Annotated in this window: 20 protein-coding genes and 2 pseudogenes; 4 read left to right on the top strand and 18 right to left on the bottom strand. The window is 71.9% G+C overall.

The window, feature by feature from the left end; all coding sequences use genetic code 11:
- The first annotated feature begins 13 nt into the window (after positions 1-13).
- The gene (locus tag ACFZDE_RS09185; protein ID WP_390997660.1) at positions 14-772 is read left to right on the top strand and encodes an SDR family NAD(P)-dependent oxidoreductase; all 759 of its coding nucleotides are present in this window, start codon (positions 14-16) and stop codon (positions 770-772) included.
- Positions 773-1,043: 271 nt separating this feature from the next.
- Here the strand turns inward: ACFZDE_RS09185 and ACFZDE_RS09180 are convergent, their stop codons facing one another.
- The gene (locus ACFZDE_RS09180; protein ID WP_031105251.1) at positions 1,044-1,370 is read right to left on the bottom strand and encodes a hypothetical protein; all 327 of its coding nucleotides are present in this window, start codon (positions 1,368-1,370) and stop codon (positions 1,044-1,046) included.
- Between the two features lie 150 nt (positions 1,371-1,520).
- On the opposite strand from ACFZDE_RS09180, the gene ACFZDE_RS09175 reads away from it, so the two are divergent.
- A complete protein-coding gene (locus ACFZDE_RS09175; protein WP_391198747.1) occupies positions 1,521-2,078 on the top strand; it encodes a DoxX family membrane protein in 558 nt (185 codons plus the stop codon).
- 40 nt (positions 2,079-2,118) lie between these two features.
- The gene (locus ACFZDE_RS09170; protein WP_390997650.1) at positions 2,119-2,460 is read left to right on the top strand and encodes a MazG-like family protein; all 342 of its coding nucleotides are present in this window, start codon (positions 2,119-2,121) and stop codon (positions 2,458-2,460) included.
- A 119-nt stretch (positions 2,461-2,579) separates the two neighbouring features.
- On the opposite strand, the gene ACFZDE_RS09165 is transcribed toward ACFZDE_RS09170, so the two are convergent.
- The 5 genes from ACFZDE_RS09165 to rfbA all read right to left on the bottom strand — a co-directional run bounded on the left by ACFZDE_RS09165 (position 2,580) and on the right by rfbA (position 8,065).
- Positions 2,580-4,100 (bottom strand): oligopeptide:H+ symporter, encoded by a 1,521-nt coding sequence (locus ACFZDE_RS09165; protein ID WP_391198745.1) that lies wholly within the window; start codon positions 4,098-4,100, stop codon positions 2,580-2,582.
- Between the two features lie 38 nt (positions 4,101-4,138).
- Complete coding sequence (locus ACFZDE_RS09160; RefSeq protein WP_391198742.1) at positions 4,139-5,140, bottom strand: Gfo/Idh/MocA family oxidoreductase; 1,002 nt, start codon at positions 5,138-5,140, stop codon at positions 4,139-4,141.
- Positions 5,137-5,727 carry a dTDP-4-dehydrorhamnose 3,5-epimerase family protein gene (locus ACFZDE_RS09155; RefSeq protein ID WP_390997642.1) on the bottom strand — a complete coding sequence of 197 codons (591 nt, stop codon included), beginning with the start codon at positions 5,725-5,727 and terminating at the stop codon, positions 5,137-5,139. Before ACFZDE_RS09155 ends, ACFZDE_RS09160 begins: the two co-directional genes overlap by 4 nt.
- Before the next feature lie 100 nt (positions 5,728-5,827).
- A complete protein-coding gene (locus tag ACFZDE_RS09150; protein ID WP_391198740.1) occupies positions 5,828-7,165 on the bottom strand; it encodes an NDP-hexose 2,3-dehydratase family protein in 1,338 nt (445 codons plus the stop codon).
- A 9-nt stretch (positions 7,166-7,174) separates the two neighbouring features.
- Positions 7,175-8,065, bottom strand: coding sequence for a glucose-1-phosphate thymidylyltransferase RfbA (gene rfbA, locus ACFZDE_RS09145; RefSeq protein ID WP_391198737.1), 891 nt, complete (start codon positions 8,063-8,065; stop codon positions 7,175-7,177).
- 167 nt (positions 8,066-8,232) lie between these two features.
- Here rfbA and ACFZDE_RS09140 point away from each other — a divergent pair, with 167 nt between their 5' ends.
- Positions 8,233-9,489 carry a nucleotide disphospho-sugar-binding domain-containing protein gene (locus ACFZDE_RS09140; protein ID WP_391198734.1) on the top strand — a complete coding sequence of 419 codons (1,257 nt, stop codon included), beginning with the start codon at positions 8,233-8,235 and terminating at the stop codon, positions 9,487-9,489.
- Between the two features lie 79 nt (positions 9,490-9,568).
- On the opposite strand, the gene ACFZDE_RS09135 is transcribed toward ACFZDE_RS09140, so the two are convergent.
- The 12 genes and pseudogenes from ACFZDE_RS09135 to ACFZDE_RS09080 form a co-directional block, all read right to left on the bottom strand.
- Positions 9,569-10,405, bottom strand: a complete 837-nt coding sequence (locus ACFZDE_RS09135) for an NAD(P)H-binding protein (protein WP_391198732.1) — start codon at positions 10,403-10,405, stop codon at positions 9,569-9,571.
- A 43-nt stretch (positions 10,406-10,448) separates the two neighbouring features.
- On the bottom strand, positions 10,449-12,038 hold the full coding sequence (locus ACFZDE_RS09130; RefSeq protein WP_391198728.1) for an MFS transporter: 1,590 nt from the start codon (positions 12,036-12,038) through the stop codon (positions 10,449-10,451).
- A gap of 86 nt (positions 12,039-12,124) precedes the next feature.
- Positions 12,125-13,087 (bottom strand): dTDP-glucose 4,6-dehydratase, encoded by a 963-nt coding sequence (gene rfbB / locus ACFZDE_RS09125; RefSeq protein ID WP_391198725.1) that lies wholly within the window; start codon positions 13,085-13,087, stop codon positions 12,125-12,127.
- 135 nt (positions 13,088-13,222) lie between these two features.
- Positions 13,223-13,531, bottom strand: coding sequence for an antibiotic biosynthesis monooxygenase (locus tag ACFZDE_RS09120; RefSeq protein WP_390997624.1), 309 nt, complete (start codon positions 13,529-13,531; stop codon positions 13,223-13,225).
- Positions 13,528-13,851, bottom strand: a complete 324-nt coding sequence (locus ACFZDE_RS09115) for an antibiotic biosynthesis monooxygenase (protein ID WP_391198722.1) — start codon at positions 13,849-13,851, stop codon at positions 13,528-13,530. The genes ACFZDE_RS09120 and ACFZDE_RS09115 overlap by 4 nt, the downstream gene beginning before the upstream one ends.
- A 2-nt stretch (positions 13,852-13,853) precedes the next feature.
- The gene (locus ACFZDE_RS09110; RefSeq protein WP_391198719.1) at positions 13,854-14,603 is read right to left on the bottom strand and encodes an SDR family oxidoreductase; all 750 of its coding nucleotides are present in this window, start codon (positions 14,601-14,603) and stop codon (positions 13,854-13,856) included.
- Between the two features lie 32 nt (positions 14,604-14,635).
- A pseudogene (locus ACFZDE_RS09105) lies at positions 14,636-15,352 on the bottom strand (SDR family NAD(P)-dependent oxidoreductase); the annotation flags it as partial.
- 30 nt (positions 15,353-15,382) lie between these two features.
- A pseudogene (locus ACFZDE_RS09100) lies at positions 15,383-15,844 on the bottom strand (SRPBCC family protein); the annotation flags it as partial.
- A 71-nt stretch (positions 15,845-15,915) separates the two neighbouring features.
- On the bottom strand, positions 15,916-17,175 hold the full coding sequence (locus ACFZDE_RS09095) for a beta-ketoacyl synthase N-terminal-like domain-containing protein (protein ID WP_391198716.1): 1,260 nt from the start codon (positions 17,173-17,175) through the stop codon (positions 15,916-15,918).
- Positions 17,172-18,455 carry a beta-ketoacyl synthase N-terminal-like domain-containing protein gene (locus ACFZDE_RS09090; protein WP_391198713.1) on the bottom strand — a complete coding sequence of 428 codons (1,284 nt, stop codon included), beginning with the start codon at positions 18,453-18,455 and terminating at the stop codon, positions 17,172-17,174. The genes ACFZDE_RS09095 and ACFZDE_RS09090 overlap by 4 nt, the downstream gene beginning before the upstream one ends.
- The gene (locus tag ACFZDE_RS09085; RefSeq protein WP_391198712.1) at positions 18,452-18,883 is read right to left on the bottom strand and encodes a cupin domain-containing protein; all 432 of its coding nucleotides are present in this window, start codon (positions 18,881-18,883) and stop codon (positions 18,452-18,454) included. Before ACFZDE_RS09085 ends, ACFZDE_RS09090 begins: the two co-directional genes overlap by 4 nt.
- Positions 18,880-19,251 carry a TcmI family type II polyketide cyclase gene (locus tag ACFZDE_RS09080; protein ID WP_390997607.1) on the bottom strand — a complete coding sequence of 124 codons (372 nt, stop codon included), beginning with the start codon at positions 19,249-19,251 and terminating at the stop codon, positions 18,880-18,882. The genes ACFZDE_RS09085 and ACFZDE_RS09080 overlap by 4 nt, the downstream gene beginning before the upstream one ends.
- Positions 19,252-19,326: the final 75 nt, after the last annotated feature.

Genomic DNA, 19,326 nt, shown 5'->3' with positions numbered 1-19,326 from the left:
ACGCTGCGGGCCCATGAATGCCAAGGACAATGCGATCGCGGTGGTGACCGGGGCGGGTTCCGGTATCGGCCGGGCGGTCGCCGTGGAACTGCTGCGTACGGGCTGGTCGGTGGCGCTGGCGGGCCGGCGCCCGGAGGCCCTGGAGGAGACGGCGGCCCTGGCGCCCGGAGCCGCGTCCCTGGCGGTACGGACGGACGTCTCACGTCCCGAGGACGTGAGCGCCCTGTTCGCCGCCACCGTCGAGCGCTTCGGCCGGGTCGACCTGCTGTTCAACAACGCGGGCACGTTCGGCCCCGGCGGGGTGCCGGTGGAGGAACTGCCCTACGAGGCCTGGCGGCACGTGGTGGACACCAACCTCAACGGGGCGTTCCTGTGCGCGCAGGCGGCGTACCGGCAGATGAAGGAGCAGGATCCGCAGGGCGGCCGGATCATCAACAACGGCTCGATCTCCGCGCACACGCCCCGCCCGCTGTCGGTGGCCTACACGGCGACCAAGCACGCGCTGACCGGCCTGACCAAGTCCCTGTCCCTGGACGGGCGGCCGTACCGGATCGCGGTGGGTCAGATCGACATCGGCAACGCGGCCACCGACATGACGTCCCGTATGCAGACGGGAGCCCTCCAGGCAAACGGGGAGGTCGCCCCGGAACCGGTGATGGACGTCGCGGACGTGGCCCGCACGGTGCGGCACATGGCGGAGTTGCCGCTGGAGGCGAATGTGCAGTTCGCGACCGTACTGGCCACGGCGATGCCGTACGTCGGACGCGGCTGAGCGGGCGGCCGAGTTCGTCAACTCGTCAACCTGCACAATCGGAATAGGAACGTCCGCCCCATTGCGGCCGGTAGGGAGCCTATGCTCAACTCTCCTACACCAAAGCTTCACAGTTGGAGCAGAGCGCTTCCGTAGACCACATCCAGGGGGGGGTGCGGCAGCCGTTCCACGGCACCGGGTGGGGGTGGACTCCGCCAGGACCCGCGAGGGACCGCGGAGTACGCACCGGTGCGCGTGGAACGGCTGCCGCACACATCGCCCGGCGCCGGGGTCAGGCCTGGCCGGTCTCGAAGCGCGTGATACGGCCGTCGTCGTCCACCTGGAAACTCCACCGGGTGCGCATCTCGCCCCAGGTGTCGTTGCTGTAGCGGGCGAGCAGGGAACGGCCGCCGTTGGACTCGTTGTCGACCTCCATGTGGCCGTGGGAGGAGAAGATCTCCCGGTCCACCCAGTCGTCGAGGTCGCGGTCCGAGCCGTCGTCGGTCATGGTCGCGCCCGGCGCGAGGACCTTCATGAAGCTCTCGCGGTCGTGGTTGTTCACGGCGGTCACGAAGGCCCGCACGGCCGGATCGCTCAGGCGCGTGGTCTGAATCGTCATGCTGGCCAGCCTCGTACCGGCCACGGCCCCCCGCCACCGGTGCCACCCGAACGGCGTCCCGGGGCGGTCGGTGGGGTGTCGCGATGCGACGGTGGAGTCGCGACGAGTGGTCCTGTTCCTTGTTGATTGCTGCCTGCTCCGGGAGACGACGTGAGGCGTAACGACCGACGTGATCTGGGTCTGCTGCTGCTCCGGCTGGGGGTGGGCGGCACGCTCGCCGCCCACGGCGCGCAGAAGCTGTTCGGCTGGTTCGGCGGGCACGGCATCGAGGGGACCGGCCAGTTCATGGAGTCCGTCGGCTACGTCCCCGGCAGGACGAGCGCGACGGCGGCGGGCCTCGCGGAGACCGGCGGCGGCACGCTGCTGGCCCTGGGCCTGGCCACCCCGGCGGCGGGCGCGGCGGCGGCCGGTGCGATGGCCGGAGCGGCTGCGGTGCACGCCCCGAACGGCTTCTTCAACCAGGGCGGCGGCTACGAGTACGCGGCGACGCTGGGTCTGACGGCCGCGGGCCTGGCCATCACCGGCCCGGGCCGCCTCTCGATCGACCACCTGCTCGGCCACGCGGTGAACCGCGGCTGGATGATCCCGGCGGCCTTCGCGGCGACGGCGGCGGGCACGGCGGCGGTGGTGGGGGCCCGGGCGAGGCGGCTGCGCAAGGCGAAGGAGGGGGAGCAGGAGGCGTTGTTCGAGGAGGAGTACATGGAGTAGAGGCGGGGGCGTTGTCACACCCTCGTGCCAGGCTGCGCACATGAGTGACCGGACAACGCCCGAGCCCGACCTGTGGACCACCGTCGACACCCTGACGCGGTGGCTCGACACCAACCGCCCCGCCGAGGGCCGCGAGGGCGTACTGCTGCGCATGATGAAACTGACCGAGGAGGTCGGCGAGGTCTCGCAGGCGGTGATCGGGGTGACGGGGCAGAACCCACGCAAGGGCGTCACGCACACGTGGGACGACGTGCAGGCGGAGTTGTGCGATGTCGTCATCACGGCGCTGGTGGCGCTGCGGACGCTGACGCCCCAGGCGCGGGAGGTGTTTGAGGGGCATATGGCGCGGGTGCGGGAACGGTCGCTGAGAACGCCGGGCTGACGCCCTCCAGGGGCTCCTGCTCAGGCGGGTGAGGGCTTTCGCGCGGGCGGGTGGGGGCTGTTGCGCGGGCAGGGGGGCTGTTTCGCGGGCAGGGGGGCTGTTACGCGGGCAAGGGGCTGTTACGCAGGCAGGTGGGGGCGCAGGCGGTGGGCGGCGGTGGCCACCGCCGCGCCGGCCGCCAGGGCGATCCCGGCCAGCGCCAGGAAGTAGCAGGGCAGCGGCAGGACGGCGGTCAGGCGGAAGAACTGGCCGCCGAGGACCACCCCGACGGCGGCGAACATGCCGTTCAGCGCAAGGAAGCGGTTGAGGTAGCCGGGTGGCGCGGTCGCCGCGGCCAGTGCCAGACCGGCCGGGGCGAGGACGACCTCCCCCAGGGAGTACAGCAGGTAGACCGCGATCAGCCAGGCCACCGAGACGTCGCCGGTACCGGCCAGCAGGGCTGCCGCCGCCATGACGACGAAGCTCAACCCGGCCGCGGTCAGGGCTCCGGCGAACTTGGTGGTCGTCCGGGCGCGCAGCCGGCCGGCGAAGGGCGCCAGGAGCAGGATGAACAGCGGGTGCACGGACTGCAGCCAGCTCGCCGGGACCGTGAAGCCGAGGATGTCGCGGTCGGTGTGGTGCGCGGCGAACAGGGACAGGACGGAACCGCTCTGCGCGAAGATCATCCAGAAGGCGGCCGAAGCGCCCATCATCGCGGCGAAGGCGGTCAGCCTGCCCCGGCCGACCGCACTGCGGCGGCCCAGGGCGCGCAGATAGAGGAACGGCAGGCACACCGTGGCCAGGCCCAGCAGGGCCAGCACCGCGAGCAGCGGCAGCAGGCCGAGGACGACGGCGGTCGCGGCGACGGTGCCGACGAGGGCGACCAGGGTGGCGCGCCGGGCGGCGGTACGTGTCTCCGCGCGGGTCAGGGGGGAGGTGGGGGCGCTGCCGACGCCGTCGAGGACGCGCAGGCCGAGGCGGAACTGGGCCAGGCCCGCCACCATGCCGAAGGCGGCCGCCGCGAAGCCCAGGTGCCAGGTGACCTTCTCGGCGAGCCATCCCGTGACGAGCGGGGCGAGCAGGGCGGAGATCTGGATGCACATGTAGAAGCGGGAGTAGGCCTCCTCCCGCCCGGCCGTGCCGCTGACCGCGGACACCATGGCGGCCAGGGACGGTTTGACCAGGCCGGTGCCGGCGACGACCAGTGCCAGACCGGTGTACAGGGCCGGGGCGGCCGCGATCGCGAGTACGGCATGGCCGCAGGCGATGAGCGCGCCGCCCGCCAGTACGGCCCGGCGGGCCCCGAGGACCCGGTCCGCGAGCCAGCCCCCGGGCAGTCCGGCCATGAAGTTGAGGGACATGTAGGTCGCGAAGAGGGCGGTGGCCGTCTGCTGGGACATGCCGAGGCCGCCGTCGGCGGGGGCGGCGGTGAGGTAGAGAACGAGGATCGCCGCCATACCGAAGAAGCTGAAGCGCTCCCACAGATCGACGCCGAGCAGCGTGAGGAAGCCACGGCGCTCCCCGGGGGCCGGGCCCGGGTCGCGCGGCACACCGAGGCCACGGGCCAACCCCGCACCCTGCGGCGGGCCCGACGAACCGCCGTCGGGCTCGGGGTGTGGTGGCGTGGGGTGGGTGAGGTGGTGCGGTCTGCTTCCGCTCACCGTGGGTGTCTCCTTCGTTCGGTCCTCGGACGAGGGCGTCAGATGTACTGGCGGTGAGCCCGGGAGTTCACCTCCTCGACCAGTTGCGCGTGCCGCTCGGCTGCCTGGGCCTGCTCGGAGAGGGGGTCACCGGTGAGGACCGCCGCGGCGAAGGCGCGCACCACGTTGCCGAACTGCCGGTCGGCGGGCAGGGTCAGCTCTTCGCGGTGGTCCTGCCGCTCCACGTACAGCACCGGCTGGTAGGAGTCCGGCGGGGTGAACACCCGGTCCAGCCACAGCCTGCCGAGTGATCCGGAGAGTTCGTAGTGCGTGCGGTAGGCGTGCTCCATGCCGAAGCGCAGCTGGGCGGTGACCCCGTCCTGCCGGAACAGCTGCACCGAGCCGGAGACGACGACGCCACGCTGCCGGTCCACGCGCAGCACCGCTCCCGACAGGCGCAGGTCGGGGCCGAGGAAACGCGCCGCGGCGCGCAGCGGGTAGACCCCGATGTCGAACAGGGCGCCGCCCCCGACGGCCGGGGCGTTGCGGATGTCGTCCGAGGGCTTGGGCGGGATGGTGAACACGCCGGAGAAGTGGCGCAGTTCGCCGATCGCGCCGTCGGCCAGCCGCCGGTCCACGGCGGCGTGCTGGGCGTGGTGGAGGAACATGAAGTTCTCCAGGAGGACCAGACCGCGCTGGGCCGCGAGGCCCAGCAGCCGCCGCGTCGCCCCGGCGTCGGTCGTCAGCGGCTTCTCCGCCAGGACGTGCTTGCCGGCGTCCAGGGCTCGTTCGATCCACTCGACGTGCAGCATCGCGGGCAGCGGGATGTACACGGCGTCCACGTCGTCGCGTTCGAGCAGGGCCCGGTAGCCCTCGACCGGCTCGCCGCCGAACCGGTCCGCGAACCGCTTCGCCCGCCGCCCGTCCCGGCTCGCTAGGGCGACGACGTCGATCGTCGGCTCGTCGAGCATCGCGGGCAGGGTCCGCCGCCAGGCGATGTCGGCGCAGCCGATGACGCCCGTCCGCACCACCGGAAGGCCGGTGTCCCCCCTGCCCGTCATCGCCGGGCCTCCCCCACGAGCTGGTCGTAGTGCGGCAGCAGTCCCCGCTCCGCGGCTTCGGCCAGGGTGGGTGCCGCGGCGTCCTTGTCCGACCGGATCGGTGGTTCGGTCAGGCCCCAGGGGATGGCCAGTTCCGGGTCGAGCGCCTGAATGTCGATCATGGTGCCGGGGACGTACTCCTCGGAGCACAGGTAGTTCATGCAGGTGTCGTCGGTCAGCGCGAGGAAGGCGTGGCCGAGTCCGTCGGCGAGGAAGACGCCGATGCCGGAGCCCGCTTCCTGAAGGGTGACGTCGTGCATGCCGAACGTGGGCGACCCGATCCGCAGATCGACCACCACGTCCAGCGCGGCACCGCGTACGCAGGTGACCAGCTTGGCCTGGCCGGGCGGGACTGTCGTGCCGTGGATGCCGCGCAGCGTGTTGCGCGCCGACACCGAGTAGTTCACCTGGGAGACGGTGAACTCGTGCCCCAGCGCCCGAGTCAGCGCACCGGCGCGCCACGCCTCGAAGAACAGGCCGCGCCGGTCGGGCAGTTGCTGCGGCGTGATCCGGTACGCGTCCCGCACCGCCATCTCGCTGATCTCCATCACTTTCGCTCCTGTTCGCCGTCGAGTGCCGTCGAGTGGTGCGGGTGGTGCGGGTGGTGCGGGAGACCGGGTCGTCGGCCGCCGCTGAGGGCCCGCGCCGTCATCCGACCGTCACCGGCGCGGTGACGGCCGCGAGGCAGGTGAGCAGGCAGCGGGCGGCGACGTCGACGTGGTTGCCGTACCTGAGCAGCGCGGTCAGCTGGCCGACCGTCATCCAGCGGAAGTCCTCCGGGACGTCCGGCGCGAAGTCCTCCCCGGCGTCGACCACGAGGTAGCGGTTCTCCGCGTGCAGGAACCGGCCTCCCTCCTCCGAGTGCACGACGTCGACCAGGGCCCCGGTGGCGGCGGCCCGTTCGAGGTCGTCCAGGTAGCGGGGCCGCAGTTCGGGCGACAGGGCGGCGTAGTTGGCCGCGTTGCAGCTCACCGTCGGTGCCAGTTCGAGCACGTCGTGGGTGCCGGCCTCGGTCTTCGCGCGGACCAGCAGATGGAAGACCCCGCCGATCGTCCGGCCCAGGAAGCCGATCACCCCGCGCCCGGCCGGTTTCAGCATCGGCTGCGACCACTGCGCCACCTCGCGGTTGGTCGCCTGTACGTCCACGCCGACCACGGAGAAGTAGCGGCTCTCCTCGTGCACGATCTCGCCACCCGTGCGTTTCCACCGCTCCAGCCGCGCCAGTGGCACGGTGCGCCGGTGCAGGACGTACGTCGACTTCATCTCGGAGAGCCAGCCCAGCAGTTCGCCGTACGTGTGGAGGGCCCCTGCCGGGTTCTCCTCGTGCCGTGGCGCGCGGCCGTGCCGCGCGAGGAGGAACGGCAGGCCGGACAGCACCGTACGGGTGTCCATGTTGACCAGGTTGGGCTCCTTGAGCAGCGCGGCGATCTGCTCCAGGTCGAGCCAGCAGTAGTCGTCGCGCACCGGGACGTCGCCCGTCACCTCGACGATCATGTTGCGGTTGCGTTTGCCGAGGAACCACGAGCCCTGCTCGGACTGCAGGGCGTCGAAGACGACCCTCCCGCCGCGCGGGGAGATGAAGTGCTCGAGGTACGGCACCGCGCTCCCCCGGTGCACCCGGGTGTAGTTGCTGCGGGTCGCCTGTACCGTCGGTGACAGCTGGAGCAGGTTGACGTTGCCCGGCTCCATCTTGGCCTGCAGCAGGCAGTGCGGCCGGCCGTCGATCATCTTGACGAGAATGCCCAGGACCCCGATCTCGGGCTGCACGATGATCGGCTGGGACCAGCTCGCCACCTCGCGGTGGTCGGTACGGACCTCCAGCCCGCGGACCGAGAAGAATCTGCCGCTGTCGTGGACGAGGTTCTCGGTGCCGGGTTCGAGGGCCCAGCCGGGCATCGACTCCAGCGGCGTCCTGGTGACGCGGTAGTCGTTGGCCCGGGTTCGCTCGGCCCACCAGGCGTGGAAGTCCGACAGTTCGCGGAACACTGCTCCCCCTCAGTCGATCGCGCGCAGCAGCGGGCGCGGCGCCGCCAGCTCGCGCACGTACTGTCCGTAGCGGGTGTTGCCCATCCCCTGTCCCAGCTCCCAGCACGCTTCGCGGTCGATGTAACCCATCCGCAGGGCGACCTCTTCGAGGCAGGCGATCCGCACGCCCTGGCGGTGTTCGAGGGTCTGGATGTACTGGCCGGCCGTGAGCAGCGCGTCATGGGTGCCGGTGTCCAGCCAGGCGAAGCCGCGGCCGAGGTCGACCATCCGGGCCGCGCCGCGCTCCAGGTAGACCCGGTTGACGTCGGTGATCTCCAGCTCGCCTCGGGGTGAGGGCCGGATGTCGCGCGCGATGTCGAGGACGTCGTTGTCGTAGAAGTAGAGCCCGGTGACGGCCCGGTTGGACCGGGGGCGCTGGGGCTTCTCCTCCAGCGAGACCAGCCTGCCCAGCTCGTCGACCTCGCCGATGCCGTAGCGGTGCGGGTCGGTCACCTCGTACCCGAACAGCACGCAGCCGTGCGGGTCGCGCGCGGTGCGCTGCAACAGGCGGGCGAAGCCGGGGCCGTGGAAGATGTTGTCCCCGAGCACCAGGGCGACGGAGTCCTTCCCCACGTGCTCGCCGCCGATCCGGAACGCCTCGGCGATGCCCCGTGGGCTCTTCTGCTCGGCGTAGCTGATGGACAGGCCGAGGGAGCTGCCGTCTCCGAAGAGCCGGCGGAATCCCGGCAGGTCCCTGGGTGTGGAGATGATCAGAATGTCCTGGATGCCTGCCAGCATCAGCACCGACATCGGGTAGTAGATCATCGGCTTGTCGTAGACCGGCAGGAGCTGCTTCGACACCCCGACGGTGATCGGATGCAGTCGGGTGCCGCTTCCACCCGCGAGAACGATCCCTTTCACTTTTCCCTCTTTCGACATGGGCGAGGGCGGACGGCCCCATGCTGGCGGTCCCTGCTCGAGCCCCGCTCGTGCGTTCACCCCGCTTCCAGCCGGGATCGAGTGGCCTGCCGGAGACTTCCGAGCGTTGCCCGCGCGTACGCGCCCCGTTCTCTCCGGGAGGAGATCCGTTGACGGACTTCCTGTTCTGCACCAAGCCCATCTCCGGTCACATCACACCGGGTCTGCCCGTCGCGTCCGAGCTGGTGCGGCGAGGTCACCGGGTGCGATGGATCGTCGAGGACGACTTCGCCGGGATGGTGGAGGGCGCGGGCGCGCGGCATGTGACGCCGGCGCACACGCCCACCCTGGCGAACCTGATCGAGGCGGGCAGCGACCCGCTCAACGCCCAGTTCGTCGACCTCATCCCCGGCCAGCTCGCCGACTACCGGGCCTGTCTGGAGGAGTTCGCGGCGTCGGCCGTCATCACCGACTCCACGTCCGGGCTGGGGGCGATGATCCTGCACGAACTGGGCGGGCCGCCCTGGGCGACGCTCGGCGTCAGCCCGCTGGCGCTGCCGAGTCCGGAGACGCCGCCGTGGCGGTCCGGACTGCCGCCGGCCATCACGGCCGAGGACCGTGAGCGCTACCGCGAGATGCACCGGGAGCACGCTCAGGTCCGGACGCCGGGGATGACGCGGGGGTTCAACGCGCTGCGGACCGGGCTCGGGCTCGCCCCCCTGGAGCCGGAGGTGTCGATCTGGGACATCCTGTGCTCGTCGTTCCTGCATCTGCAGTGCGGCACCCGGTCGCTGGACTATCCGCGTCCCGGGCTGACTCCGGCGATCCGCTATGTCGGTGCGACCGTGGCGACCGAGCCCGTCGCCGACGCCGATCTGCCGCCGTGGTGGGAGGAGTTGCGGGGCGACCGGCCGGTGGTCTTCGTCTCGCAGGGGACGCTGGCCACCGACCCCGGTGATCTCGTCCTGCCCACGATCGACGCCCTGGCCGGACAGGATGTCCTGCTGGTGGTCTCGACGCCCGACCCCCGGGGCCTGGGCCCGCTGCCGGAGAACGTACGGGCCGCGGCGTACGTCCCCTACCAGAACGTGCTGCCGCTCGCCCGGGTCATGGTCACCAACGGCGGCTTCAACGGGGTGCAGATCGCCCTGAGCCACGGTGTGCCGCTGGTCGTGGCCGGTGACACCGACGACAAGCCGGAGGTGGCCAACCGGGTCCGGCTGGCGGGTGTCGGGATCGACCTGCACACCGGTCGGCCGAAGCCCGATCAGCTGGGCCGGGCCGTCGCGGAGGTCCTCTCGGACCCCTCGTACCGGGACCGGGCGGCGCGGGTGCGGGCCGACTTCGCCGGTCACGGAGGGGCCGCCGAGGCCGCGGACCTGCTCGTCGAGCTGGCGGCCGGCCGCGTGCCCCGGCAGGGGGTGTAACGCGGCATCGGGTCCGGACCGTGTGGTCCGGACCCGATGGTCCTCCATGAGCGGCGCCGCCGGAGCGGGCGCCGCGGGCTCAGCGGAACGAGTCGGCGTTCTCCGCGACCCAGGTCGCGAACGGGAGCGGGGCCCGGCCGGTGATCCGCTCGACCGTGTCGAAGACCTCGGCGTCGTAGGGCGCGGACTGGCGCTTGAGTTCGAAGACGGCTGCCAGGTCCTCGGCGGAGACCCAGGCGGCGAACCGCTCGACGGTCTGCTCCTCGGTCTCCTCCACCAGCTTCAGGGGCCGTCCCAGGGCCTCGGCGAGGATCTGGAGGGACTCCGCGGGGGTGAGCGGCTCGGGGCCCGACAGCGGGTACGCCTTGCCCTGGTGTCCGTCGGTGGTGAGCACGACCGCCGCGACCGAGGCGATGTCACGCGGGTGGATGAGCGCCGACACCGGGTCGCCCACGGTCACGTACGCGATGCCCTCCGACGGCACCGACGCCCGCCAGGCGCCCCGGTTGGACATGAAGGTGCCCGGGCGCAGCATCGTCCACGGCACGCCGGACTCCATGACGGCCTGCTCACCGGCGCGGTGCATGCGGGTGATGGGGTCGTCCAGGCCGAAGTGGACGCCGTTGGTGGACAGTTTGACGAGGTGCCGGACTCCGGCCTCGGCGGCGGCGGTGGCGAGGTTGCGTTCCAGGACGCCGTCGTCGCTCGACGCGAGGGTGAAGACCCGGTCGGCTCCGGCGACGGCCGGCCGCAGGGTCTCCGGCTCGGAGAGGTCGCCCTTGACGACCTCGACGGCGGGGTCGAAGGCGGCCCGCTCCGGGTTCCGGGTGAGGGCCCGGACCTGCTCGCCCTTGGCGACCAGCAGACGCACGAGTTCGCTGCCGACGGTGCCGGTGGCGCCGGTTACCAGAATCATGATGCGGAGATCTCCGTTCGAGGGGGGGAGGGGCCGGTCCTGCTCAGGCCGGCTGGTCGTTCGTGGTGCCGGCGGCCGGTTCGCCGTCTTCCCGGGCGTCCTCGTCCCTGCCGCGCAGGGGGATGTCCTTGAGGAAGAGCGCGCAGACCAGTCCGCCGGTCAGCACGACGGCGGCGAGCAGGAAGACCGGGCTGAGGGAGTCGGCGTAGGCCTGGGCCAGTCCGTGCCGTACGTCGGCGGGCAGGTGCCGGACCTGGTCGGCGTCGGCGGCGCGGTCCAGGTCGAAGGTGCGCAGCGCGGCGGCCGGCAGGCGATCGGTCAGGTGGTCGTGCAGCGGGCCGTAGAAGACGGCCGCGAAGATCGAGATGCCCAGTGAGGTGCCGATCGCGCGGCTGAAGGTGATGGTCGCCGAGACCGCGCCGATGTCCTCGGGCGAGGCGGTGTTCTGCGCGGCCATGGTGAGGACCTGCATGTTCAGACCGGCGGCCACGCCCAGCACGAACATGTAGACGGCGGCGAGGGATCGCGAGGTGTCGGCGTTCATGGTGGCCATGGCGGCTGTGGCGAGGATGCCGAGGGCCATGCTGAGCACCGGGTACCAGCGGTAGGAGCCGGTCTGCGAGATGCGTTTGGAGCTGACGATCGACGAGGCGACCAGGCCGGCCATCATCGGCAGCAGCAGCAGACCCGAGACCATCGGGCCGGCGCCGGTGACCGCCTGGGTGAACAGGGCCAGGAAGTTCACCGCACCGAGGAAGACGAACCCGGCGGCGAAGCTGACCAGAGCGCACACCGTGAACGTGGGGTTGCGGAAGAGGTGGGGCGGGATGACCGGTTCCTCGGCCCTGCGCTGCACGGGTACGAAGGCCGCGGTGGCGAGCAGGGCGAGGGCGATCAGCGCGACGATGACCGGCGAGGACCACGCGTACGTGGTGCCCGCCCAGGTGGTGACGAGGGAGGCCGCCACGACGGCGGTGCTGAGCAGCAGCACGCCCGCGTAGTCGATGCGGACCGGGCGTACCGTCCGGGGCAGCTTGAGGTGGCGGCCGACCAGCAGCAGCGCGCCCACGCCGATGGGCACGTTGACCAGGAAGACCCAGCGCCAGCCCACGAGATCGGTGAGCAGCCCGCCGAGCGGCGGGCCCGCGAGCGCGGAGGCCGCGAAGGCGAGCGAGAAGTAGCCGTAGTACTTCGCCGCCGCACGCGGGCTCATCATGCCGCCGATGATCGACAGCACGGACACGAAGAGGCCGCCCGCGCCGATGCCCTGCACGACGCGGAAGGTGATGAACTGCCCCATGCTCTGGGCCGCGCCGCTGGCCGCCGAGCCCACGACGAAGAGCAGGATCGCCAGCAGGAAGACCTCTTTGCGGCCGAACAGGTCGCTGAGCTTGCCGTAGATGGGCGTCATGACCGTGGAGGAGATGACGTAGGCCGTGGTGATCCAGGCCAGCTGGTTCAGTCCGCCGAGGTCCGCGACGAGGCGCGGGATGGCGGTGGCGACGATCTGCGCGTCGAGCATGGCGAGGAACACGGACAGCAGCAGGCCGGTCATGACGAGGCCGATCCGCTGCGTGGGCCGTGGCGGATCGTCGGGTGAGACGCGGCTCGCGCGCGCCTTGGAGGGTTTCACGGCTCTCCTTGCGGACTGAGCGAGGACGAGTTGCATACTAGCACGCACTTAATTGCAGGACTGCATGCATTTGTGGAGCGACATGATTATGTCCAGTACGAGGGGTTGTCCCGGTACCAGGCCACGGTCTCGGCCAGGCCCTGGGCGAAGTCCCGGCTCGGGGCGTACCCCAGCTCCTCGTGCGCCTTGGACCAGTCCACGCGGTAGCGGCGGTCGTGCCCCTTGCGGTCCGTGACGTGACGGACCCGGCTCCACTCGGCGCCGCAGGCCGCCAGGAGCCGCCCGGTCAGCTCACGGTTCGTCAGTTCCATGCCGCCGCCGATGTTGTAGATCTCGCCGGGCCGGCCCAGGGCGCGCACCGCCTCGATGCCGCGCACATGGTCGTCCACGTGCAGCCAGTCCCGGACGTGCAGCCCGTCGCCGTAGAGCGGCACGTGCCCGCCCTCCATGAGCGTGGTGACGAACCGCGGGATCAGCTTCTCGGGCAGCTGGCGCGGCCCGTAGTTGTTGGAGCATCGGGTGATGCGCACATCCAGGCCGTGGGTGCGGTGCTGGGCCAGCGCCAGCAGGTCGGAGGCGGCCTTGGACGCGGCGTAGGGCGAGTTGGGGGCGAGCGGGGCGTCCTCCTTCGACGCGCCGTGCTCGACCGAGCCGTACACCTCGTCGGTGGAGATGTGCAGGAAGGTGCGCACCCCGGTGGCCAGGGCGGCGTCCAGCAGCGTCTGGGTGCCCAGGACATTGGTGCGTACGAACGCGTCGGCCGACTCGATGGAGCGGTCCACGTGCGTCTCCGCGGCGAAGTGCACGACCTGGTCGTGCCCGGGGAGCAACCGGCGAACCAGGGCGGCGTCCGCGATGTCGCCCCGCACCACCCGCAGCGAGGGGTGCCCGCGCACCGGATCGAGGTGGGCGGGGTGTCCCGCGTACGTGAACTTGTCGAGGACGGTCAGCAGCGGACCGCCGCCGCGCCCCCCGCCGAGCAGGTGCCGCACGTAGTGGGACCCGATGAATCCGGCTCCGCCGGTGACCAGGATGCGTTGCTGCGCCACGGGGTTGTCTCCTCCTGAACGTCACGGCTCCTGAACGGCACGGCGACCGGGGCCGCGGGTTTTGCACGTCACGGCGACCGGGGGCCGCGGGTCCTGCACGGCACGGCGCCCGCGGCGCCCCGGCTCCGTGTGATCTCAATAGCGGGCGAGGACCCGGTAGATCTCGAACGGGCGGGCCCGCTCGGTGTCGCGGAACTCGCGCAGCGGGGCCGTCTGGTCCTTGTGCGCCGCGCCGCGCTCCCAGGTCTCGAAGGACTCCCAGCTGTCCCAGTGGCTGACCACCACGTAACTGTCGGGGCGCCCCTGCTCGTTCATGAGCTGGTTGCCCAGCAGACCGGGGGTCCCGGCCATGCGGCGACTGGCCTCGTGGTAGGCCGCCAGGACGTCCTCGCCCCGGTCGGACAGGTGGTACAGCACCACCTCCACGGCTGGTGCGCTCGTCATGCCGCGGCCCCCGCCAGGCTCGCCACGATCCGCATCGTTGCCATGGACCCGCCGCTGCGGAAGGGGTGCAGCCTGGTGCGGTGCCGCAGGTGGGTGTCGCTCGTCTCGAACTGGCGGAACCGCGGCTCGTCGACCCAGTCGCTGACGATGTAGTAGACGCCCTCCTCGTCCTCGGTGGTGCTCTTGGCCAGCCACTGGCCGCGGTTGGCGGGATGGCCGGTGACCGAGTCGCCGACCTCCTGCCACACCCGCTCGAAGTCGGTTTCCATACCGGGCTTGATCTGCATGCGCAGCATGACCCGGAACGTCGCGTCGGTCATGGTCAGATGCCTCCGTCCACGTTGAGGGTCTCGCCGGTGACATAGGCCGACAGGTCGCTGAGGAGGAACAGCACCGGGGCGGCCAGTTCGTCGACGCGGCCGAGGCGGGCCAGGGCGGTCTTCTGCGAGTAGGTGGCGCGCAGCCCCTCGGCGCGTTCGGCCGGAAGGGTGTCGAACGCCTCCGTCTCGATGACGCCGGGGGCCACCACGTTGACCCGGATGCCCTTGCCGCCCAGCTCCTTGGAGAGCGAGCGGGTCAGGCCGATCATGGCCGCCTTGGCGGCGGTGTAGTGGGCGCGCAGCGGGATGCCGGCGGCGGCGCCGCGGGAGCCGATGTTGACGACGGAGGCGCCCTCGCCGAGCAGTGGCAGCGCCTGCTGGATGACGCGGTACGTCGCCGTCAGGTTGGTGTCCAGCACGCGCGACCACTCCTCCGCGGCCAGCTCCGCGAACGGGATGTGGCTGATGACACCGGCGTTGTTGACGATGCCGTCGAGCGTGCCGTACTTCTCCTTCACGGTCTCGACCAGCGCGTCGACCTGGGCCAGGTCGCCGACGTCGGCGCGTACGACGTGGTGGTCGCCGCCGGTCTCCTTGAGCTCGCGGCGCAGGCTCTCGACGTACTCGCTCTCCTGCACGTAGCAGGTGACGACGTCGGCGCCGGCCCGGGCGGCGGCGAGCACGATGCCCCGCCCTATCCCCCGGGAGCCGCCGGTGACCAGGATCTTCTTGCCCTGCAGTCCGAGTTCCACCTGGGATGTCCTTCCGTGGAGCGACGGGCGGTTCACACGCAACCGTCGACGTGGATGTTCTGTCCGGTGATGTAGGAGGCCTGGTCGCTGATGAGGAACAGCGCGACGGCGGCGATCTCCTGCGGGGTGCCGAGGCGGCCGAGGGCGGCGAACCTGGAGAAGATCGCGCGCTGCTGGGCCGCCGCCTCGGCCGGCAGCTCGTCCAGGGCCTCGGTGGCGATGCGGCCGGGCGAGAGGGTGTTGACGCGAATGCCCCGGGGGCCGAGCTCGCGGGCCAGGGAGCGGGTCAGACCGACCAGGCCCTGTTTGACGGCCGTGTAGTGGGCGCCACCGGCCATGCCGATACGGGCCACGGTCGAGCCGAGGTTGACGATGGCGGCGCCGTCGCCGAGCAGCGGCAGCGCGGCCTGGGTGACCTGGTGGGTGCCGGTCAGGTTGGACTGCACACTGACGGCCCAAGCGGCGTCGGTGAGTTCGGCGTACGGGGCGGGCGAGAAGTCGCCCGCGTTGTTGACGACCGCGTCGAGCCCGCCGAACAGGTCCCGGGCCCGCTCGGCCAGCAGGCGGGCGCCGTCGGCGTCGCTCGCGTCGGCGCGCACCAGGTGCCCGGTGCCGGGCAGCCCGGCGAGTTCCTTGCCGAGCGAGGCGACGTGGTCGTTCTCCTGCCGGTAGCAGGTGAGGACGTCGGCGCCGGCGCGGGCGGCGGCGAGCACGATGCCCCGCCCGATGCCCCGGGAGCCGCCGGTGACCAGGATGCGCTTGCCCGCCAGGTCGGCGAACGGGGTCCGCAGGGCCTGCGCCGCCGTCTCTAGCTTCCGCTTGATGATGCCCATCTGGACGACGCTGTTGCGGTTGATGCGGTCGGTCATGCCTGCGTCGTCCAGCGGGGCCCCTTCCTTCATGTGGAAGTCCTGGGTCCACCGCATGAGGACGCCGTTGTCCGTCTGGGTGTACTCCCAGGCGATGTTCATGTACTCGAAAGGCCCGGTCTCCACCCGCTGCGCGCGGACCGTCCGGGTGGCGGCGTCGGTGGTGCGCCGGGAGACCCAGCTCCACACCGTGCCGTTCTCGTCGGGGTGGAGGGCGAGCCGGAAGGTGACGGTCGGCCCGTCCTGTTCGAGGATCTCGGCGAGGGAGTACTCGTTGAACAGCTCCGGCCATGACGCCACGTCGTTGGTGCGTTCCCAGACGAAGTCCATGGGGGCGTCGATGACGACGGAGTTGCTGGTGTGCCCGGCCATCAGCGTCCGCCCTCCCCGATCCGTACGTTCAGTGGTGCGCGCATGACGTCCTGCCTTTCGGTCTCGGGGGGTCAGGTGAGGTGGTCGGTGCGGTCACCGGCGCCCAGCACGAGCGCGGAGGTGAAGCCGCCGTGGCCGCGGGCGAGCACCACGGCGGTGCGCAGCGGGAGGTGCCGGGGGCGTTCGACGACGAGGTCGAGGCCCAGGTGTCCGGCTCCGCCGCTGCCCGCGGTGTGCGGGACGACTCCGGCGGCCAGGCTCAGCAGCGCGGTCGCCACGTCCAGGGCCGCACCGCCCGCGTACAGCCGGCCGGTGAGGGTCTTGGGCGCGGTGACCGGCACCCGGCCCGCTCCGAACACCTCGTTGATCGCGGCGGCTTCGGCCCGGTCGAGGTCCACGACGCCGGCGGCGTCGGCGAAGACGACGTCCACGTCACCGGCGTCGGTCCCGGCGTCCGCGAGGGCGCGCCGGAGCACCGCGGCGAGCACGGGCGGGCGCCCGGATCCGGCGGGCGGGTCGAACCCGGCGGCGTGACCGAGGATCCGCCCGTAGTGGGGGGCGCCCCGCTCGCGGGCACCCTCCTCCGTCTCCACGACCAGGATGGCGCCGCCCTCGCCGGGTACGTAGCCGCGGGCGGCCTCGTCGAAGGGCAGGTAGGCGCGGGTCGGGTCGTCCTCGGTGGACAGGGCGCCGGTGGACAGCTGGGCGGTCAGGCCGTACGGGCACAGCGAGGCGTCCGTGCCGCCGGACAGGACCAGCCGGGAGCCGGTGTCCAGCAGCCGCCGGGACTGGCCCAGCGCGTCCAGTCCCCCGGCCTGCTCGGCGCAGATGACCCCGCAGGGGCCGCGCATGCCGTGCCGGATGGACACCTGGCCGGTGGTGGCCGCGTAGAACCAGGCGATCGACTGGTACGCGCCGACCCAGGCCGGTCCCCGCTGGTAGAGGTTCTTCATCTCGTGCTGGCCGAACTCGGTACCGCCGGACGAGCTCGCGGTGACCACGGCCATCTCGTACTCGGGCAGTTGCGCGGGGTCGGCGCCCGCGTCGGCGAGCGCGGCCTCCGCCGCCGCGAGGGCGACGTGCGTGTAGCGGTCGGTCTGCATGATGAGGCGGCTGGGCACGTGGTCGCGGGCGTCGAAGCCCGGTACCTCCCCCGCCACCTTCACCGGGTACGAGGACGGGTCGAAGCGGGTGATGCGCCCCAGTCCGCTCTTGCCGGACAGCACGGACTCCCAGTGCCGGCGGGCGCCGATGCCGGTGGGGGCGATGACGCCGAGGCCGGTGACGACCGCGGGACGGCGCCGCCCTTCGGGTATGCCGAGCGCGCTCATGCCGCCGCCTTTCCGGTCCCGGCGCCGGGGCGGCCGAGGATCATGGCGCTCTGGAAGCCGCCGAATCCGCTGCCGACGCTGAGCACGTGGTCCATCCGGTGCTCCCGGGCGGTCACCGGCACGTAGTCGAGGTCGCACTTGGGGTCCGGGACCGACAGGTTCGCCGTCGGCGGTACCACCTGGTGCCGCAGGGCCAGGGCGCAGGCGGCCACCTCCAGGGAGCCGATCGCGCCCAGGGAGTGCCCGATCATCGACTTGATGGAGCTGACCGGCACCTCGTACGCGCGCTGCCCGAGGCTCCGCTTGAACGCGGCGGTCTCGTGCCGGTCGTTCTGCTTGGTGCCGGAGCCGTGCGCGTTGATGTAGCCGATGTCCTCCGGGTCGAGGCGGGCGCGGTCCAGGGCGACGCGGATGGCCTCGGCCATCTCGCGCCCCTCGGGCTTGAGTCCGGTCATGTGGAAGGCGTTGGAGCGGCTGGCGAAGCCGGCCACCTCGGCGTAGCCGGTGACGCCGCGGCGGCGGGCCGACGCGGCGTCCTCGATGACCATGACCGCGGCGCCCTCACCGAGGACGAACCCGTCGCGGCGGCCGTCGAAGGGCCGGGAGGCCGCGGCGGCGTCTCCGCCGGTGTTGGGCGTGGTCGCCTTAATGGCGTCGAAGCAGGCGGAGGTGATGGGCGACAGCGGGGCGTCGGTGGCGCCCGCGATGACGATGTCGGCGGTGCCCTCCTCGATGAGCTGGACGCCGTGGGCGACCGCGTCCAGGCCGGAGGTGCAGCCGGTGGAGATCAGCGCGACCGGCCCCTCCGCCCCGGTCTGCCGGGCGACTTCGGCCGCCAGGGTGCTGGGGACCATGTAGCCGTACAGGTGCGGGACGCCGTAGGTGTGGTCGACGAGCCAGTTCCGGCCGCCGTCGGAGAGGACCGCGTACTCGTCCTCCAGGCCTATGGTGCAGCCGACGGCGCTGCCGATGCTGACGGCGATCCGGCCCGGGTCGCCGGCCGTGAGGTCGATGCCGCTGTCCTCGACGGCCTCGCGGGCGGCGACGACCGCGAACTGGGCGGCCCGGTCCATCCGGCGGACCTCCTGCTCGCTCAGGCCCGCGGCCACCGGGTCGAAGTCGCACTCGGCGGCGACCCGGGAGCGGAAGTCCGAGGCGTCGAACAGGGTGATGTCGCGGGTGGCCGTGCGGCCGTTGGACAGCAGGTCCCAGTAGGCGTCCCGGCCGATGCCGCCGGGGGCGACGGCTCCGACCCCGGTGATGACGGCACGACGGCTCATCGGGCGCCTCCGACGTCCGGGTTGGCGCCGCCCTCGACGAGCGGGGTCTCGGTGTCGACGTGACCGAGCTCCGGGCGCGGCGCCAGCGGCGACAGGTGGAACACCACGTGGGCCGGCTCCTGCCCGGCGTTGACCAGGCGGTGGCGCACCCCGATCGGGACGAGCAGGGAGTCGCCCGGGCCGATGCGCACGCGCTGTCCGTCGAGGCTGATCTCCAGGTCACCGGAGACGACGTGCAGGAACTCCTCGGAGTACGGGTGCAGGTGCTCGGTGACGTACTCCCCCGGGGCCAGCTTCAGTGTTCCGCCGAAGCCCGAGGTGCAGCCGACGGTGCGCGGGCTGAGGGTGATGCGGATGTCGCCGCCGCGCTTGCGGTTGGAGGCGACGTCCTCGACGTGGACCTTGGTGCGGTGCGCCGCTGTGGTCATCGGGCACCGCCCAGGGTCGGGCCGGACGGCCTGGTGGTGACGGGGCCGTCCTGCGGGGTCCAGGTGTAGAACGGCACGGCCATCGCGTCGCGCGGTTCACGCCAGTTCGGGTCGTAGGGGGAGATGAACTCCTGCAGCCGGGTGTTGATGTCGTCGTACAGCGGGTGGCTGCGCGCCTTGTACAGGTTCGGGCCGATGTCCTGCTCGGCCTCGACGAGGTGGAAGTACAGGTCGTGGAAGGCGAACAGGGTCCGCCTGGAGACGCCCACCATGTGCGGCAGGTCGGTGCTGTCCGAGTCCGCGAAGACCTTGGCGACGCCCTCGGCGTCGGCGAGATTCATCCGCGCCACGATCAGTGTGCGGTGCACGTTGCCCTCCTGGCTTCTTCGGTCGTGACCCCACCCTCGCGGGGGGCTCTCGAAGCTGTCTCGAACCGGTCTGGA

It is taken from the genome of Streptomyces sp. NPDC007929 (assembly GCF_042959065.1).
Classification (GTDB): Bacteria; Actinomycetota; Actinomycetes; order Streptomycetales; family Streptomycetaceae; genus Streptomyces.
This window is presented reverse-complemented; position numbering and strand designations above follow the sequence as displayed.

Coding starts and splice junctions, on each gene's coding strand:
- ACFZDE_RS09085 (WP_391198712.1), bottom strand. CDS start 18,883: ATGACCACAGCGGCGCACCGCACCAAGGTCCACGTCGAGGACGTCGCC.
- ACFZDE_RS09090 (WP_391198713.1), bottom strand. CDS start 18,455: ATGAGCCGTCGTGCCGTCATCACCGGGGTCGGAGCCGTCGCCCCCGGC.
- ACFZDE_RS09160 (WP_391198742.1), bottom strand. CDS start 5,140: ATGACGGGCAGGGGGGACACCGGCCTTCCGGTGGTGCGGACGGGCGTC.
- ACFZDE_RS09120 (WP_390997624.1), bottom strand. CDS start 13,531: ATGACGAGCGCACCAGCCGTGGAGGTGGTGCTGTACCACCTGTCCGAC.
- ACFZDE_RS09185 (WP_390997660.1), top strand. CDS start 14: ATGAATGCCAAGGACAATGCGATCGCGGTGGTGACCGGGGCGGGTTCC.
- ACFZDE_RS09170 (WP_390997650.1), top strand. CDS start 2,119: ATGAGTGACCGGACAACGCCCGAGCCCGACCTGTGGACCACCGTCGAC.
- ACFZDE_RS09155 (WP_390997642.1), bottom strand. CDS start 5,727: ATGGAGATCAGCGAGATGGCGGTGCGGGACGCGTACCGGATCACGCCG.
- ACFZDE_RS09095 (WP_391198716.1), bottom strand. CDS start 17,175: ATGAGCGCGCTCGGCATACCCGAAGGGCGGCGCCGTCCCGCGGTCGTC.
- ACFZDE_RS09135 (WP_391198732.1), bottom strand. CDS start 10,405: ATGATTCTGGTAACCGGCGCCACCGGCACCGTCGGCAGCGAACTCGTG.
- ACFZDE_RS09180 (WP_031105251.1), bottom strand. CDS start 1,370: ATGACGATTCAGACCACGCGCCTGAGCGATCCGGCCGTGCGGGCCTTC.
- ACFZDE_RS09115 (WP_391198722.1), bottom strand. CDS start 13,851: ATGACCGACGCGACGTTCCGGGTCATGCTGCGCATGCAGATCAAGCCC.